This is a genomic window from Candidatus Marifrigoribacter sp. Uisw_064 (assembly GCF_047730175.1).
GTDB lineage: Bacteria > Bacteroidota > Bacteroidia > Flavobacteriales > Flavobacteriaceae > Marifrigoribacter.
On record NZ_CP159833.1, the window covers coordinates 671,627 to 689,424 of the forward strand.

Here is a 17,798-nt window from a genome sequence, read left to right on the forward strand (position 1 = left end):
TTTATTTTCTTAAAAGTTTTTCAATTTGAGCAACGATATCTTTTGTTGCATTTGGTTTCCCTAATTTTTTTATATTTTCTGAAAGTAATTTTTGTTTCTCTTTGGAAGAAATTAAATTGCTGAATTCTAATTCAAAACACTCCTCTAATTCACTTTCCTTAATTAAAATAGCTGCATTTTTACTACAAATAGCTTGTGCATTTTTCGTTTGATGATCTTCTGAAACATTTGGGGAAGGAATAAAAATTACAGGTTTTCCTGACAAACATAACTCTGATACAGATAAAGCCCCAGCTCTTGAAATAATAACATCAGCTGCTGCATAGGCAAGATCCATTCTATTTAAGAATGTATGAACTTGAACATTTTCTGAACTTTTACCCGCATATTGTTCTTCATATATTTTTCCACATTGCCATATGACTTGTATTCCTAAAGATTCAAAAAACGGAAGTGATGTATCCACTAATTGATTGATTCTTCTTGCACCTAAACTTCCTCCCAAAATTAAAAGTGTCTTTTTATTTTCTTTTAAATTAAAGAATGCTTTTGCTTCCTCTCTTTTTGAAGTGATATCTAATATATCTTGTCGAACAGGGTTTCCTGTAAGTTGAATTTTTTCAGAAGGAAAAAACTGCTCCATTCCTTCATAAGCTACACAGATACTTTGCGCTTTATTACTGAGCCATTTATTGGTAATTCCAGCATAGGAGTTTTGTTCCTGAATTAAACATGGAATTCCCTTGTTAGAAGCCACTCGTAATAATGGAGCACTTGCATACCCTCCAGTGCCAATAGCAGCATCTGGTTGAAATTTATTAATTATACTTCTAGATTTTAATAAACTAGACATCAACTTAAAGGGAAATATTAAATTTTTAAGCGATAGACTTCGTTGTAAACCTGAAATCCACAGCCCTTCTATTTTATAACCAGCTTGAGGCACTTTTTCCATTTCCATACGGTCCTTTGCTCCTACAAATAAAAATTCGGCATCTTGGTATTTCTCCTTAAGCTCGTTTGCAATTGCAACAGCTGGATAAATATGACCTCCGGTTCCTCCACCGGACACTATGAATTTATAAGGCTTCACTTAAAATATCTAAAGGGTTTTCATCGTTTTCTTCACTTATAATAACTTCTCTTTTTGCGCTTACACTTAACACCATACCAATAGCTAAACAAGTCATCCAAATGGAAGTTCCTCCGCTACTTATTAAGGGTAAAGTTTGGCCCGTTACTGGGAATAATTCAACCGCTACAGCCATATTTATCATGGCTTGAAATACAATAGGCAATCCTACACCTATGACCAATAATTTTCCAAACACTGAAACCGATTTATGAGCAACAATAACTAATCTAAATAATAAAAGTAAATACAAGAACATTAAAAATAAGCCTCCTATTATACCAAATTCTTCAACGATAATTGCATAGATAAAATCGGAAGATGATTGAGGTAAGAAGTTTTTCTGTATACTTTTCCCTGGACCTAAGCCTGTCACTCCACCCGAAGCAATAGCAATTTTAGCTTTCTCGATTTGATAATCTGCATCGGTATCTTCCTTATCTATAAAGCTATCAACTCTAGAGATCCAAGTATCGACTCTATTAGGGAAAACATCAGGGAATGCCTTCGCAGTAATAACAAACATGGTCAGCATAACTAAACCAGCTCCTAATACAACCGCCAGGTATTTTAAAGGATAACCTCCAACAAATACTAAAATTGTTAGCATCACAAATATGATCGCTGTCGTTGAAAAATTTGCTGGAAGAATTAATCCTAAAACCACAAAAACGGGTAACCAAAGGGGCAATAAAGTTTCTTTAAACGTAACTGTTTTGTCTTTTATTTTTGAAAGATATCTTGCCACATATGTCATCAGAACTACGGATGCCAAAGTAGAAGTTTGAAAAGTAACCCCAACAAATGGAACACGTATCCAGCGACTTGCATTTGCACCTTCTATTGTGGTCCCTTGAGACATTGTAATTACTAAAAGAATAAAAACAACTGGTAAAGCAATAATAGACAAGCCTCTAAAATAATGATATGGAATTTTATGTACTCCATAGATAATAGCAAAACCTAATAGTAAATGAGCAAAATGCTTTATTAAAAACTTAAGTGTACCCCCATCACCATACAAATAAGCTAAATTACTACTTGCACTATATACAGGTAAAAATGAAAACAAGGCAAGAAAAGCTACTACAGCCCAAATTGCTTTATCGCCTTTAATATGTTGAAATATAGTGCCCATTTAAAATTATAGATTTCTAACAGCTTCTTTAAAAACTCTTCCTCTTTCTTCATAATTCTCAAATAAATCGAAACTTGCACATGCAGGCGACAAAAGAACAGAATCTCCCTTTTCAGAAAGTCGGTATGCTACTTTTACTGCATCTTGCATTGAATGTGTTTCAACCATAATATCAACTACATTCCCAAACGCTTGAATAATTTTTTGATTATCAACACCCAAACAAATTATTGCCTTAACTTTTTCATTTACTAAGGGCAATAATTCGTTATAATCATTTCCTTTATCTACACCTCCAACAATCCAAACTGTTGGACTTTCCATACTGTCTAAAGCATAAAATGTAGCATTTACATTGGTTCCTTTAGAATCATTAATGTAGTTGACATTATTGATTTTTAACACTCTTTCAAGGCGGTGTTCTACCCCTTGAAATCCTTCTAAACACTCTCGGATGGTTGCTTTCCTAATGCTTAGTAGCTTTGACACTGTTGAAGCAGCCATTGCATTTTTTAAATTATGTTGACCTTTTAAACCTAATGTTGAGATTGGCATAGTAAATGGGTTGTTATCTATTGTTATTATTAATTTTTTATTTTTTATATAAGCTCCTGTATCAAATTGCTTTTTTAATGAAAAAGGCAATAATTGAGATTTAATTGAGTGATTAGACATCCACTTCTGAATCATTTCATCATCGGCATCATAAATGAAATAATCATCTTTTGTTTGATTCATAATTATTCTAAATTTTGAATCAATGTATTTTGAATAATCATTATCATATCTATCTAAATGGTCAGGTGAAAGATTGATTAATATTGCAATATGTGGTGCAAAATCTACAATCCCGTCTAGCTGAAAACTACTTAGTTCTAACACAAAATGATCTATACTTTCTGTGGCAACTATTTCAGCAAAACTCTTTCCGATATTCCCTCCAAGCGCAACATTTAATCCTCCTTGCTTTAGCAATTGATATAAAATTGTAGCGGTTGTTGTTTTTCCATTACTTCCTGTAATTCCAATGATGTTTGCTTTCGTATATTTTGATGCAAATTCAATTTCAGAAATAACCGGAATTCCTAATTTTTTTAGTTGTACAACTAATGGAGTTGTATCTGGAATACCTGGGCTTTTCATTACCAAAGAAGCTTTTATTATTTTTTCTTCAGAATGACCTTCATCTTCCCAATTAATCTCATGATGTAAAAGAACTTGTTTGTACTTATCTTTTATTATTCCGAAGTCCGACACAAATACATCAAACCCTTCTTTTTTTCCTAAAATCGCAGTCCCTACTCCACTTTCTCCTCCTCCTAATATGACTAGCTTTTGTAGCAATTATCTGATTTTTAATGTCACAATGGTTAGTATTGCAAGCAATATCCCTACAATCCAAAATCGTGTTACTATCTTACTTTCATGGAACCCTTTTTTCTGATAATGATGATGTAAGGGTGCCATTTTAAATATCCTTCTTCCTTCGCCAAATTTCTTTTTGGTGTATTTAAACCAACCTACTTGTAACACCACGGAAAAATTCTCCATTAAAAAGATTCCACATAAAATAGGTATCAACCATTCCTTTCGTATTGCTATGGCTATTACCGCGATAATTCCACCAATGGTTAGACTTCCCGTATCTCCCATAAAAACTTGAGCTGGATAGGTATTATACCATAGAAATCCTATGAGTGCTCCCACAAACGACATAATAAAAATGGTCATTTCACCGGTATTTGGGATGTACATAATATTTAAGTAATCTGAAAAAATAACATTCCCCGAGACCCATGCAAATATGGCTAATGTGACCCCAATAATGGCAGAAGTTCCTGCTGCTAGACCATCGATTCCATCCGTTAAATTAGCACCATTTGACACTGCGGTTATAATAAATATTACAATGGGTATAAAGATGAGCCAAACATATTTTTTTGCTCCATCTCCAGCCCAACTTAACAAGCTTTCGTAATTGAATTCATTCTTTTTCACAAATGGTATCGTTGTGAGTAATGTTTTTTCTTCAGGATAGAATTCTCGAACGTTATTTTGACCTACATTTTCAATAAGGTTTTGTTGTGGCTTCTCTCTTTTAACTGTAATATCTGGGTGATAAAACATAGTAACTCCAACGATAATACCTAGTCCAATTTGCCCAACTACTTTATATTTTCCAGCTAATCCATCTTTATCATTTTTAAACTTCTTTAAGTAATCATCAATAAATCCGATAATACCCATCCAAACGGTAGTCACTAGAAGTAAAATCACATAAATGTTTTCTAACTTTGCGAAAAGCAACACTGGTATTATAGTCGCTAGAATAATTATGATACCTCCCATCGTAGGAGTTCCTGCTTTTTCTTGTTGCCCTTCTAAACCCAAATCACGAATGGTTTCACCCATTTGCTTTTTTTGTAGAAATCGAATGATTTTTTTACCATATACAGTTGCAATAAATAAGGAAAGTATTACCGCTAATGCAGCTCTAAAAGTTATAAACTCAAAAAGACCTGCTCCGGGTATTTGGTAATTTCTCTCTAAAAATTCAAACAAATAATACAGCATAAATTATTTATTAAGGGTTTTTAATAATTGATTAATAATCTTAAAGTCATCAAAGTCAAATCGTTCTCCATTAATTTCCTGATAAGTTTCATGGCCTTTACCTGCGACTAAAATGATATCTCCTTCGTTTGCCAATTGACAAGCTGTTTTAATCGCTTGCTTTCTATCGGAAATCGACAAAGTTTTTTTATAATGTTCTGCAGGAACTCCTTCTTCAATCGCTGATATAATAGTTTCAGGATTTTCAGTTCTTGGATTATCACTTGTTATAATAACTTTTGAACTTAATTGTGAGGCAATTGCCCCCATTTTTGGCCTTTTTTGTGCATCTCGATCTCCTCCACATCCAACAACAGTAATTAATTCTTCATTTCCTGTTCGGATCGTATTGATTGTTTCTAATACATTTTTTAAAGCATCTGGAGTGTGTGCATAATCTACTATTGCAGTAATATTTTTTTCTGAAACTTTGTACTGAAATCTTCCATCTACACTTTCCAAAGTGCTCATTAATTGTAAAGTTTCCAACGTATCAATACCCATTAAATCAGCGGTAGCATAAATCGCTAATAAATTATATGCATTAAAGTTTCCTATTAATTTTACCCACAATTCTTGGTTGTTAATTTTCAATAACAATCCATTAAATTGATTTTCTAATATTTGTGCTTTATAATCAGACATCGTCTTTAAAGCATAACTATATTTTTTTGCTGCAGTATTTTGCAACATCACACGACCGTTTTTGTCATCAATATTCGTTAATGCAAAAGCAGATTTAGGTAATTGATCAAAAAATGCTTTTTTGACATCTCTATATTCAGCGAAATTGGTGTGATAGTCTAAATGATCATGAGATAAATTAGTGAAAATTCCACCTTCAAAAAATAAGCCTTCAGTCCTTTTTTGATGAATTCCATGAGAGCTAACTTCCATAAAACAATAATCAACTCCAGCTGAAATCATTTCAGATAAATACTTGTTAATCGTCAAAGAATCGGGTGTAGTATGTGTTGCCTTATATTCAATATCATCTACCATTATATTTACTGTAGATAATAAGCCAACTTTAAATCCTGCTTTTTTAAATAATTGAAATAACAATGAACTGATGGTCGTTTTTCCATTAGTCCCAGTTACACCAATAAGCTTTAATTTTTCAGAAGGATTGTCGTAATAATTAGAAGATACAATAGCTAGCGCCTTATGTGAATCTAACACTTGAACATAGGTAACACCGTTGATAATTTCACTTGGAATTTCCTCACATATTATAACCAATGCACCATTATCTATAGCTTTTCGCATAAAGTCATGCCCATTAGATATTGCTCCGTTGATGGCGACAAAAACATCATTTAGTACAATTTTTCGTGAATCGAACTCTATATTATTTATAGACACAGAGGTACTTCCTATCACTTTTTCGATAGTCACCTTATATAATATGTCTTTTAAAATAATCATGATAAATTCAGTGTTATGACAGTACCTTTTTTATAAGCCTCTCCTTTTTTAATAGATTGATTTTGTACCGTACCATTTCCAAATACATTTACTTTTAAACCTAAGTTTTCTAATAAGGAAATTGCATCCATTCCTGCCAAACCAATTACATTTGGCACTACTTTATATTGTTCTTGCGCATTATCATAGAATTTTTCGAAATCATTTGAAATCGCAACGTCTACCGCATTAATTTGATTAACATCAGAATTTAATGGCGCATCAGTAAATATTTTTTGGGCAATACGTTTAAATACTGGACCCGTTACATCGGCTCCATAGTATCCTTTTTTAGTACTAGGCTCATGAATCATTACAATACAACTGTATTTTGGGTTTTCAGCTGGGAAGTATCCAGAGAAAGAAGAAACATACTTTTTGTCTTTTTTCCATTCTTCAAAATTCGCATAGTCTTTTCTTGCAGTTCCTGTTTTTCCTGCCATTGAAAAATTTTCTGAATACAGACTTTTTCCTGTCCCCCGTTTTACGATGTTCTTTAAAATTTCTTGAATTTTACTAATGGTTGTTTCAGAAGCTATTTGAGGATCGATAATTTCAGCATCAAAACTTTTTACGGTTTTATTCCAAGAACGTATTTCCTTAACAAATTGAGGTTTTACCATAACCCCGTTATTTGCAATTGCATTATAGAAAGTAAGAATCTGCAAAGGCGTCATCTGTAAATTATAACCGTACGAAATTGAGGGCAAAGCATTTTTACTCCATAAGGCATCTCCTTCTTCAGGGATTACTGGTTTTCCTTCCCCTTTAATAGGAATTCCAATTTTAGTATGTAGTTTCCATTTTTTAACTTGGTCTGTGAACTTTTTTGGATTGTCTTTATATGCCTCATCAATCATTCTTGCAAAGCCAATATTTGAAGAAACCTCCAATGCTTTCGCTGCTGATATTTCACCGTAACCACCTCTTTTTGAATCTGAAATAGTACGACCATACATCCGTATGGATCCATTTTCAGTATTTACCACATTTGATGTATCTAGCACATTATGCTCCAAAGCTACTGTCAAAGCAATTGTTTTAAAGGTTGATCCTGGCTCACCAGATTCACCCACAGCATAATTTAAACGTTCGTAATACCCACCATTTCTACTTCTTCCTAAATTTGCAACAGCTTTAATCTGCCCTGTAGCAACTTCCATCACTATCACACAACCGTGATCCGCTTCATAAATTTCCAATTGTTTTAATAAAGCATGGTGTGCTATATCCTGAATATTTGTATTGATGGTTGAAATAATATCATAGCCATCTTGAGGCTCTACTTCATTATCATCATATACAGGTTTCCATTGACCTTTCGCAATTTTCTGCTTTAAACGTTTGCCATCTTTTCCTTGCAAATATTCATGAAACGCACCTTCTAGACCAACATCGTAATACCCAACTCCACCTTTGTTTTCACTTCCAACTGTACGTTCTGCAATTTTTCCTAAGGGATGCTCCCTAACAGTTCGTTGTTCTACAATAATTCCTCCTCGATTAGGCCCAAGTTTAAAAAGTGGGAAATTTTTAACTTTTATATAATCTGAATACCCTAAATTTTTTGCAATTAAGAGATATCTGTTCTTATTGGTTCTTGCTTTGCGAAGTGAATTTTGATAATGAGAGGTAGACTTCCCAAACATTGTACTCATCTCTCTAGAAAGCTGAGGAACAAATTTTTTAAAATTTTCAGAAGAAACCGTTATTGCATCAAAACGAATATCATATTTAGGAACAGAAGTTGCCAACAGACTTCCATCATCTGCATAGATATTGCCTCTACTAGCAGGTATTTCGAAATTTCGTGTGGTATTTTTTAGCGCTAATTCACGATACTTGTCTCCATCAACAAACTGAATATTGATAAGTTTAACTGCAATTAATATCGCAAAGATGAACATACATCCAGCGACAAAATACAAGCGGTTTAGTATGTTCTTCTCTTCTATGGGCACCGCTATTCTTTTGAGGTTATTATTATTTTATTTGGTGGGGTTATTGAGGGGTTTAATCCTCGGCCCTCCATCGCCTTAATTAATTTACTTTCCATTTTAGTCCGCATCAACTTCATTCTTACATCAACATATTCACTTTTAAGTTCCTTTACTTCGTTATTCATTTTTGCAATTTGATGCACTTTCCTATCTGCACTATGCGAACTTGCTATCATGATAAGTGCCAACACCGAAAGGAAAATGATAAAGCGCCAATTTTTAAAAGCATCATCACTTACTAAGAATCTTCCCTTGAGTATGTTGTAAAAATTTTTTTTCATTGTTTCTGAAATATTTCAGAATTAAATATTAATTATAACTTTTCTGCTATTCGAAGCTTAGCACTTCTCGCTCTATTGTTTAATTTTATTTCTTCATTTGAAGGAATTATAAATTTTCCTACCAACTTAAAAGGAACCTCCACGCTACCAAACACATCTTTTTCTGGCTCTCCTTCAAAAAGTCCGTTTCGCATATATCGCTTTACCAACCTATCCTCTAATGAATGATACGAGATAAGACTCAACCTGCCTTTTGGCTTTAAGACCTCATGTGTTTGAAGTAAAAATTCTTTCAATGCCTCCAACTCTTGATTTACCTCTATTCTAATAGCCTGATAAATTTGTGCTAAAATTTTATTCTCTTTATGACCTGGCAAGAACTTTTTAATTGCCTTTTTCAGGTCATCACTAGTTTTTATTAATCCTGATTTACGAGCTTCTACAATTAGTCTTGCCATACCTAACGCTGACCTTAATTCCCCATATTGAAGCAAGACTTCTTTTAATTGTTTTTCAGAATATTTATTTACAACATCAAAAGCTGAAAATTTATTTGTCTGATTCATTCGCATATCTAGATCTGCTTCAAATCGTGTGGAGAAACCTCTTTCCGCGACATCAAATTGATGAGAAGAAACTCCAAAATCTCCTAAAATCCCATCCACTTTTTTGTAACCATAAAATCTTAACAATCGTTTGATATCTCTAAAATTTTCATTGATCAACAAAAAGCGAGGATCATCAATAGTGTTTTTTAACGCATCTACATCTTGATCGAATGCTATCAGTTTTCCTTTTTCTCCAAGCCTAGATAATATTTCACGGGAATGACCTCCGCCTCCAAAAGTTACATCCACATAAACACCTTCAGGCTCTATATTTAAACCATCGACTGTCTCGGTTAATAATACCGGGTTATGATATTCCATTGCCAACATCACTATCATCTCCCATAACTTCTTCTGCTAAATCTGCAAAATCATTAGCAGCGTCATTTATGGCTTGTTCGTATTTATTTTTATCCCAAATCTCCACAATGTTTATTGCTGAAGAGATTACTATCTCTTTTTCAATTCCTGCAAAGGAAAAAAGGTCTTTAGGTATCAATAATCTTCCAGTAACATCCAACTCTACCGTTTTTACACCAGCAGAAAATCGACGTATGAAATCATTATTTTTTCTATTAAATCGATTTAATTCCCCCATCTTTTTCATAAGCTGCTGCCATTCTTCTATAGGATACAACTCTATACATGGCTGAAAAACCGCTCTCTTAATCACAAAACCATTTAACGAAACAGATGCCAATTGCTTTTTTAAAGCAGCAGGTATCATCACTCGACCTTTTATGTCGGCTTTACATTCGTATGTTCCTATTAAATTAAGCACGCTTGCTGAAAATTAAATAATTATAGATTCAAATATATAGAACTTTTACCACATTTTACCACATTTTACCACTTTGTTAATAAGTTTTACCACTTTGCCAGCACACCTACTAAAAAACTGATATTCAGTTATTTATTTAATTCCATTCCCTTGAAATATTTTTGCTTACTTTTGCTATTGAAAACCCCTTAACATCTTTCATTTTTGAAGAAGGAAAAAATGATTTAACTAAAGGGTTTAGAAACAATATTTGCATTTATCAAGAATGGCGCATAGACTTAATAAAGAAGAAAAATATTCATACCTCGATATAGGAGAAGGAACCCCAATAATCATATTACATGGATTAATGGGTGGCTTAAGTAATTTTGAAGGTGTCTCAAATTTTTTTCCAACTAAAGGGTATCGAGTGTTAATTCCCGAACTGCCGATCTATGATATGCCTTTGCTCAAGACTAATGTAAAGTATTTCTCAAAATATGTATCAGATTTTATTGATTATAAGGGGCTAAAAAATGTTATTTTACTGGGTAATTCTTTAGGAGGACATATTGGATTGTATTGTACCAAGACTTTTCCTGAAAAAATAAAAGCCTTGGTTATTACAGGTAGCTCTGGTTTATATGAAAGTGCAATGGGTGGGTCATTTCCTAAAAGAGGAGATTATGAATACATAAAACAAAAAGCAGAAAATGTTTTTTACGATCCAGCGGTAGCTACTAAAGAAATTGTTGATGAAGTTTTTGCTTCAGTTAATGATAGAAATAAATTAATTAGGACTTTAGCTATTGCCAAAAGTGCAATTCGTCATAACATGGCTAAAGATTTACCTAGTATGAAAACTCCCACATGTATCATTTGGGGTGAAAATGATTCAGTAACTCCACCAAAGGTAGCTAAGGAATTTCATGAATTATTACCCGATTCAGATTTATTTTGGATTGAAAAATGCGGACATGCTGCTATGATGGAGCATCCAGATCTTTTTAATGAAATTTTACACGCTTGGATTCAAAAGCGTAAGTTTTAAAACAAAATTACATGCGGATTAAATCAGCAGAATTTTTGGTAAGCAACAGCGATGTTGGCAAATGCCCAAAAAATAATTTCCTTGAATATTCTTTTATAGGCCGATCTAACGTAGGAAAGTCTTCTCTTATCAATATGTTAATGCAACGGAAAAACCTTGCAAAAACATCAGGTAGACCAGGAAAAACTCAATTAATAAATCACTTTATTATCAACAAGAGTTGGTATTTAGTTGATTTACCAGGATATGGTTATGCACGTGTTTCAAAAAGTGCGAAAAAAGTATTTCAGAAATTTATTACAGATTATTTCAGAAAAAGAGAACAGCTCGTACTCGCCTTTATATTAATTGATTGCCGTCATGAACCGCAACCTGTTGACATAGAATTTATGAAGTGGATGGGAGAACATTATGCTCCTTTCGCAATAATTTTTACAAAAGCAGATAAGTTAAGGCCTAATGCATTAGAAAGAAATATTGAGTCTTACAAAAACAAAATGCTAGAAACTTGGGAAGAAATACCTGAATATTTTATTACCTCTGCTAGTAATAATATGGGGCGAAAAGAATTGCTTGCGTATATTGAATCTATTAATATAAAATTAAAAGACAATTAATCTCTTCAATCAAGGAATTTAGTCCGCCTGATAAATAATTTTAAACAATAATTAGATTTAAAATTATTCTTTTTTCAACTCTAATTTTTCAGCAAAATAATCACAAAAATCACGCATAGTTGCACTCATTTTTTCATCATTAGTTGCTCTTTGAAAAGTATCAGCCATAGCACTTAATGTTTGATGAAAAAATATTTTCATCTCATCTACAGGCATATCTTTTGTCCATAAATCAATTCGCAAAGATTCCTTTTTTTTATGGTCCCAAAAAGACATAAATATTGCCTTAGATTCTTCCAAAGCTACCCCACCATCTTCTGCGGTCCAGTTTAATTTTTCAGGAATTTTATTATCGTCTAATGTTACCTGAATTTTAATTTCTGAAGTCTTACTATTATTCATTATTTTTTTGGTTTATATTTTGAAGCATTAAATATTTCATCAGCATTCATCATCATTAATTGTTGCAAATCTATGTTGTTTTTTTCCATAAATGATCGTACGATTTGCCAGCCCATATATTGACCTACTCTACCTGGTGATTCATTATCGATTTCCAAATAAAATTTAGAAAATGGCGCTGGATAAATAAATCTCGGCAACAATTTAGCGTCCGTACTAAAAAGAACTTCATTCTCTACAAAGTTTCGCCAAATCTCAGCTTCATTTTCTAACATCCAATCTACCTGACCTTGGGTATACCCTATCTTAACAGCATCTGATCCCTTGGGAATCCACAAATCTTTTAGGTATAATACTTTTCCATGATACATCATTTGAGCTAAAAATGTTCTTTCTACGGGCATAGAAACAAATTGTTTTGCATAGGCTGAAGAAACATCTGAAATAATCTGGGATTCTTTCATGTTTTGAGAGATATACATTGGAATACCTTCATAAAAAGAATGTTCACTTCCTAAATAAGTATCTAAAGAGACTAATAAGTTTTCATCTGTAAGGATTACATTATTTTTATAATCTACAAAATCTATTGACGTAATTACTCTAGGAATTTTTATAATAGGAAAATAGTATTTTATATGCTGAAACAAAGAAGTAAATTGTTCTTCTAAGTTTTCATTTGTTGGATATTTTCTAATTACTTCTTCAAATAATTGTTTTTGAAATGTGTCATTAATTCTATTGAACCAAACACTATCATGGTACTGTTTTGGAAAAAATTCTGGATACTTAGATTTTAATTTAGGCAAATCGTTTTCTGTTGCCTTACCAAATATAGTATCAAATCTTAATAATTCTATAGTTACAGGAATAGCTTCAATTTCTTTTTCAGTCTTCTTTTCTGAAGAGCAAGAAGCTAATAATAGGACTATAATTATTGAAAAAAGGTGCTTCATTTTAATTCACTTTGCAAGAGTTAAACGTATTTACTTTTTTTAAATTTTACTTTCCGCTATTTTTGCATTGCAAATGTATTATTAAAACTTAGAACATGCATACAGAAAAAGTAGTAAATCATATCGTAACCTGGTTAAAAGAATATGCTGAAAATTCAAAGATGAATGGTTTTGTATTAGGTATTAGTGGCGGAATAGATTCCGCAGTCACTTCAACATTATGTGCTATGACAGGTTTTCCTGTACATTGTATTGAATTACCTATCCATCAATCTCCAAACCAAGTGTCTAGAGGAAAAGAACATATAGCACAACTTAAAGAACGGTTTCCTAAAGTAACTGATGCCTGTGTCGATTTAACTCCTGTTTTTGAATTATTTAAAGAACAAACTCCAACAGTTAATGATGATAGTTTATTAAATTTATCTCTTGCAAATACCAGGGCAAGGTTACGCATGACAACTATTTATTATTTTGCAGGCCTTAAAAGGCTTCTTGTTGCCGGAACTGGTAATAAGGTAGAAGATTTTGGAGTTGGCTTTTTTACTAAATATGGTGATGGAGGAGTTGATTTAAGTCCGATTGCTGATTTATTAAAAAGTGAAGTGTTTCAAGTTGGAGCATTAATAAATGTCCCAATATCTATATTAAATGCTGCTCCAACAGATGGGTTATTTGGTGATAGTAGAACAGATGAAGATCAAATTGGAGCGAGTTATGACGAATTAGAATGGGCAATGAGAATGCAAGATGTAGGAAAAAACTCTTCTGATTTTAAAAATCGTGAAAAAGAAGTATTTGATATTTATTTTCGACTAAACACTGCAAATCAACATAAAATGAAACCCATACCTGTTTGTAGTATTCCCATTGATTTAAAGCTTTAAAAGGATTTAAACGAATTTTAATGGATTTGAACGAAATTACCTACCTCGCGTAGTTATTTAATTTAGATTTGCACTTAAGTTAATCAGATATATAACCTCACGCTTATATATTAAGTCTCTTATATTGTTTATTAAGACTATAATATGAAAAGAATATTAATTGCAGATCATCATCCAGTAACATTAAAAGGTGTTTCTTGTTTGCTGAAAAAGAACGACAATTTTTCGATAATAGGAAAAGCAAATAATGGCAATGAACTGTATTTAAAATTACAGGAACATAAACCAGATATTTTAATTATGGAAATCGATATGCCCCAAGTAAGTGGCATCAATGCATTGAGAGGTATAAAATCTCAATTTCCTGAAACTCGTGTATTAATTTTTTCTACACATCCTGAAGAAATATATGCGCTTCGTTCCATAAAATCTGGCGCAGCTGGATATGTACCAAAAACAGCATCATCGAAAGTTCTATTAAAAGCATTGAATAGAATAGCTAAAGGAGGAATATTCTTGAATGAAGAACTAACTTCTACTTTTACAAGTAGAAATGTGGGTGAAACAAGTGCTTTAAGTAGGTATAAAAAATTATCTTCAAGAGAAATTGAAGTATTAAATTTATTATCTAGAGGAAAACGTAATAAAGATATTGCTCAAACTTTAGACATCAATGAAAAAACTGTAAGTACTTATAAAACTAGGTTACTTAAAAAGCTTAAAGTAGATAATTTAGCCGATTTAATACATCAATCTAGAATGTTTCAATTCGGTTAATTTAAAACCCTATTCAATTTTTCTGAAAGAATTTTTTTAAGAGTAATATAGTCTACAATATCTTGTAGGCTATTTTCTTTTTGACTATCATCTAAATCATTTATATCAATAGAAAGATCTTCTATTTTTTGTTGAATTAAATATTTTCGCAAGGTCAAAATTGTTTCACTCACTAATTGAGGTAGGGAATTTTTTTTGGGTTTTACATAAATCTCTTTACTTTCCCAATTATGAAGTTGATGTTTTTCATCATCCATTAAAATACTTGAAATAGCTTCCGCTTTTTCTGGATGCAACTGACTCATAAAACTATCAATTTTGATCTCTTGATTCTGATTAAAATAATTAATTATTTCAAAATACAGTTCTTTAAAATCATTATTAGTAAACTCAATTTCGTCTTCTTGTAAATCAAGGTAAATCTTTTCAAATACTTTAGAGTTGATAATTTCAGACTTAAAAGAGATCGCACCTTCTTCATTGGTTTCTAAATGAACTTCTTCAAAATCTTCTTCTTCCGTTCCATATAAAAGTAAAATTTCTATAATTTTTTGTTCTAATTCGAACTGAACGTCAACTTTCTTTATTGTTTGCTTTTCAGAAGGAACTACTTTTAAACCTTCTGTTCCTTTTTGTGTTTTTTTATGATCTCTTTTTTCTTTCTGAAGTATTTGCGCTAAGGTATCAAAAAGTACCTCCTCACTAATATCCATGATTCGAGAGCATTCTTTTATATATACTTCTCTTTTAATTACATCAGGAATTTTAGCAATGCTTTCTACCATATCTCGAATGGTTTCCGCTTTTTTAATAGGATCATTATTAGCCTCCTCAGCTAATAATGAAGCTTTAAAGCTGATAAAATCTTGAGATTGCTCTTCAAGATATAAAGTTAATTGCTCTAAAGAATTACTTTTCGCAAAACTGTCTGGATCTTCGCCTTCAGGAAAGGTGCAAATTTTCACATTCATACCTTGCTCTAAGATTAAATCTATACCTCGCAAAGAAGCTCTTAATCCAGCCGCGTCGCCATCAAACAAAACAGTGATATTTTTTGTCAATCGATTTATTAATCGAATTTGATCTGAAGTTAAGGCAGTTCCAGAAGACGAAACCACATTTTTAATTCCTGTTTGATGAAACTGTATTACATCTGTATACCCTTCAACCAAATAACAATTATCTTCTTTTGCGACGCTTTGTTTGGCATGGTAAATACCATACAATACTTTGCTTTTATGGTAAATATCACTCTCGGGAGAATTCAGGTATTTAGCTGCCTTTTTATCGTTGGTTAATATTCTACCACCAAAGCCTAAAGTACGACCACTCATACTTAAAATAGGGAACATTACTCTTCCCTTAAATCGATCGAATTGTTTTTCTTCCTTAACTATGGTGAGGCCTGTTTTTTCTAGAAAATCAAGCTTATACCCTTTTTTAATTGCTTCACTCGTAAAAGCTTCCCATTGATTAGGAGAATACCCTAAATCGAATTGTTTTATAGTTTCATCCGTAAAACCTCGTTCCTTAAAATAAGTTTGGCCAATGGCTTTTCCTTCTTCTACTTTCAATAAGACTCTATGAAAATAGTCCTTGGCAAATTCACTTACTAAATAAAGACTTTCTCTTTCATCAGCTTGTTCTTTTTGCTCATCGGTTTGTTCGATTTCATCTATCTCAATTCCATATTTTTTAGCTAAATATTTAATAGCTTCTGGATACGTAAAATGTTCATGTTCCATTAAAAATGAAACTACATTTCCTCCTTTACCACTGGAGAAATCTTTCCAAATTTGTTTCGCTGGTGACACCATAAAACTTGGTGTACGTTCTTCAGAGAATGGACTTAAGCCTTTAAAATTACTTCCCGATTTTTTTAAAACCACAAAATCACCTATAACCTCCTCAAGGCGAGCAGTTTCAAATACAGTGTCTATAGTGGTTCTTGAAATCAAATGATTATTTTTTCAGAAATTAAAAATACATAAAACATGTTCAAAAGAGTAATTTATTCGAGAAATGTAAGTTTCTTATTATATTTTACGTTCAATCACGTAATTAACCATCAATTCTAGAGCATCTTTAAAATCAGATGTTGGATAAGGCCGCAATATATCCAACGCTTTTTGTTGATACTCTTTCATTTTCTGAACTGCATATTCAAGGCCTTTTTTTCCCTTCACAAAAGCAATTATTTCTTCAACCCTTTTTTTATCTGTATTATGGTTTTTAATTGAATTAATCACCCACCCTTTTTCTTTTGAAGAACAATTATTAAGCGAATGAATTAAAGGCAAGGTCATTTTTTGCTCTTTAATATCGATTCCTGTAGGTTTTCCTATTTTCTCTTGCCCATAATCAAAAAGATCATCTTTTATTTGAAAAGCCATCCCAATATATTCACCAAACTTTCTTAAGTTTTCCACTTCACCTTTTGGCGCATTTACAGATTGAGCACCCATAGCACAACATGCTGCTATTAAAGTTGCTGTTTTTTGACGAATGATTTCATAGTAAACTTCTTCAGTGATATCAAGCCTTCTTGCCTTTTCAATTTGAAGTAATTCACCTTCACTCATTTCTCTAATTGCTATTGAAATAATTTTCAATAAATCAAAATCATCATTTTCTAAGGATAATAACAGTCCTTTAGATAGCATAAAGTCTCCAACTAAGACTGCAATTTTATTTTTCCAAAGTGCATTTACTGAAAAGAAACCACGCCTACGATTACTGTCATCGACTACATCGTCATGAACTAAAGTAGCTGTATGTATAAGTTCGATAACTGAAGCTCCTCTATAGGTTCTTTCATTTACTTCTCCATTGTTTACCATTTTAGCAATTAAAAAAACAAACATGGGTCTCATTTGTTTGCCTTTTCGATTTACCACATAATGCATAATGCGATTAAGAAGGGAAACCTTTGACGACATAGAAAGCAGGAACTTTTTTTCAAAAAGTTCCATTTCGTAATCAATGGGAAGTTTTATTTGAGAAATAATCTTCATAAGATTGCCAAAAATAGTTAAATAAGACGATTTTATACTAATTTCAGTAGTGATTTTAATATTCTTTAAGTATTTTTGTAACTATTAATTTTAAA

17 protein-coding genes are annotated in these 17,798 nt (G+C 32.2%); 4 read left to right on the forward strand and 13 right to left on the reverse strand.

Features of this window, described 5'->3' with window-relative positions; genetic code table 11:
- Position 1: 1 nt before the first annotated feature.
- The 9 genes from murG to mraZ are packed head-to-tail and all read right to left on the reverse strand — an operon-like array spanning position 2 to position 10,020.
- Positions 2 to 1,093, reverse strand: a complete 1,092-nt coding sequence (gene murG / locus ABXT64_RS03005; protein WP_443633906.1) for an undecaprenyldiphospho-muramoylpentapeptide beta-N-acetylglucosaminyltransferase — start codon at positions 1,091 to 1,093, stop codon at positions 2 to 4.
- Entirely contained in the window at positions 1,080 to 2,270 is a 1,191-nt protein-coding gene (locus ABXT64_RS03010; protein WP_443633907.1) for an FtsW/RodA/SpoVE family cell cycle protein, read from the reverse strand. Before ABXT64_RS03010 ends, murG begins: the two co-directional genes overlap by 14 nt.
- A 6-nt stretch (positions 2,271 to 2,276) precedes the next feature.
- Positions 2,277 to 3,614: a UDP-N-acetylmuramoyl-L-alanine--D-glutamate ligase gene (murD, locus tag ABXT64_RS03015; RefSeq protein WP_443633908.1), complete on the reverse strand. Its 1,338-nt coding sequence runs from the start codon at positions 3,612 to 3,614 to the stop codon at positions 2,277 to 2,279.
- Positions 3,615 to 4,844, reverse strand: a complete 1,230-nt coding sequence (gene mraY / locus ABXT64_RS03020) for a phospho-N-acetylmuramoyl-pentapeptide-transferase (RefSeq protein WP_443633909.1) — start codon at positions 4,842 to 4,844, stop codon at positions 3,615 to 3,617.
- A gap of 3 nt (positions 4,845 to 4,847) precedes the next feature.
- Positions 4,848 to 6,311 carry a UDP-N-acetylmuramoyl-L-alanyl-D-glutamate--2,6-diaminopimelate ligase gene (locus ABXT64_RS03025; RefSeq protein ID WP_443633910.1) on the reverse strand — a complete coding sequence of 488 codons (1,464 nt, stop codon included), beginning with the start codon at positions 6,309 to 6,311 and terminating at the stop codon, positions 4,848 to 4,850.
- Positions 6,308 to 8,311: a penicillin-binding protein gene (locus ABXT64_RS03030; protein ID WP_443633911.1), complete on the reverse strand. Its 2,004-nt coding sequence runs from the start codon at positions 8,309 to 8,311 to the stop codon at positions 6,308 to 6,310. Before ABXT64_RS03030 ends, ABXT64_RS03025 begins: the two co-directional genes overlap by 4 nt.
- 2 nt (positions 8,312 to 8,313) lie before the next feature.
- Entirely contained in the window at positions 8,314 to 8,631 is a 318-nt protein-coding gene (locus tag ABXT64_RS03035; RefSeq protein WP_443633912.1) for an FtsL-like putative cell division protein, read from the reverse strand.
- Between the two features lie 32 nt (positions 8,632 to 8,663).
- Positions 8,664 to 9,560: a 16S rRNA (cytosine(1402)-N(4))-methyltransferase RsmH gene (gene rsmH, locus ABXT64_RS03040; protein ID WP_443633913.1), complete on the reverse strand. Its 897-nt coding sequence runs from the start codon at positions 9,558 to 9,560 to the stop codon at positions 8,664 to 8,666.
- A complete protein-coding gene (mraZ, locus tag ABXT64_RS03045) occupies positions 9,547 to 10,020 on the reverse strand; it encodes a division/cell wall cluster transcriptional repressor MraZ (RefSeq protein WP_443633914.1) in 474 nt (157 codons plus the stop codon). The genes rsmH and mraZ overlap by 14 nt, the downstream gene beginning before the upstream one ends.
- A 265-nt stretch (positions 10,021 to 10,285) precedes the next feature.
- On the opposite strand from mraZ, the gene ABXT64_RS03050 reads away from it, so the two are divergent.
- Both ABXT64_RS03050 and yihA read left to right on the forward strand, forming a co-directional pair.
- Positions 10,286 to 11,050 carry an alpha/beta fold hydrolase gene (locus ABXT64_RS03050; protein WP_443633915.1) on the forward strand — a complete coding sequence of 255 codons (765 nt, stop codon included), beginning with the start codon at positions 10,286 to 10,288 and terminating at the stop codon, positions 11,048 to 11,050.
- An 11-nt stretch (positions 11,051 to 11,061) separates the two neighbouring features.
- Positions 11,062 to 11,667 carry a ribosome biogenesis GTP-binding protein YihA/YsxC gene (gene yihA, locus ABXT64_RS03055; RefSeq protein ID WP_443633916.1) on the forward strand — a complete coding sequence of 202 codons (606 nt, stop codon included), beginning with the start codon at positions 11,062 to 11,064 and terminating at the stop codon, positions 11,665 to 11,667.
- 63 nt (positions 11,668 to 11,730) lie between these two features.
- On the opposite strand, the gene gldC is transcribed toward yihA, so the two are convergent.
- Positions 11,731 to 12,069 (reverse strand): gliding motility protein GldC, encoded by a 339-nt coding sequence (gldC, locus tag ABXT64_RS03060; RefSeq protein ID WP_443633917.1) that lies wholly within the window; start codon positions 12,067 to 12,069, stop codon positions 11,731 to 11,733.
- The gene (gene gldB, locus ABXT64_RS03065; RefSeq protein WP_443633918.1) at positions 12,069 to 13,025 is read right to left on the reverse strand and encodes a gliding motility lipoprotein GldB; all 957 of its coding nucleotides are present in this window, start codon (positions 13,023 to 13,025) and stop codon (positions 12,069 to 12,071) included. The genes gldC and gldB overlap by 1 nt, the downstream gene beginning before the upstream one ends.
- Before the next feature lie 95 nt (positions 13,026 to 13,120).
- On the opposite strand from gldB, the gene nadE reads away from it, so the two are divergent.
- Both nadE and ABXT64_RS03075 read left to right on the forward strand, forming a co-directional pair.
- Entirely contained in the window at positions 13,121 to 13,912 is a 792-nt protein-coding gene (gene nadE / locus ABXT64_RS03070; protein WP_443633919.1) for an NAD(+) synthase, read from the forward strand.
- Positions 13,913 to 14,056: 144 nt separating this feature from the next.
- Positions 14,057 to 14,689 (forward strand): response regulator, encoded by a 633-nt coding sequence (locus ABXT64_RS03075; RefSeq protein WP_443633920.1) that lies wholly within the window; start codon positions 14,057 to 14,059, stop codon positions 14,687 to 14,689.
- Here ABXT64_RS03075 and dnaG read toward each other — a convergent pair.
- Positions 14,686 to 16,647, reverse strand: a complete 1,962-nt coding sequence (gene dnaG, locus ABXT64_RS03080; protein WP_443633921.1) for a DNA primase — start codon at positions 16,645 to 16,647, stop codon at positions 14,686 to 14,688. The two genes, ABXT64_RS03075 and dnaG, sit on opposite strands and share 4 nt — an antisense overlap.
- A gap of 78 nt (positions 16,648 to 16,725) precedes the next feature.
- Positions 16,726 to 17,703 (reverse strand): polyprenyl synthetase family protein, encoded by a 978-nt coding sequence (locus ABXT64_RS03085; protein WP_443633922.1) that lies wholly within the window; start codon positions 17,701 to 17,703, stop codon positions 16,726 to 16,728.
- Between the last annotated feature and the right edge of the window lie 95 nt (positions 17,704 to 17,798).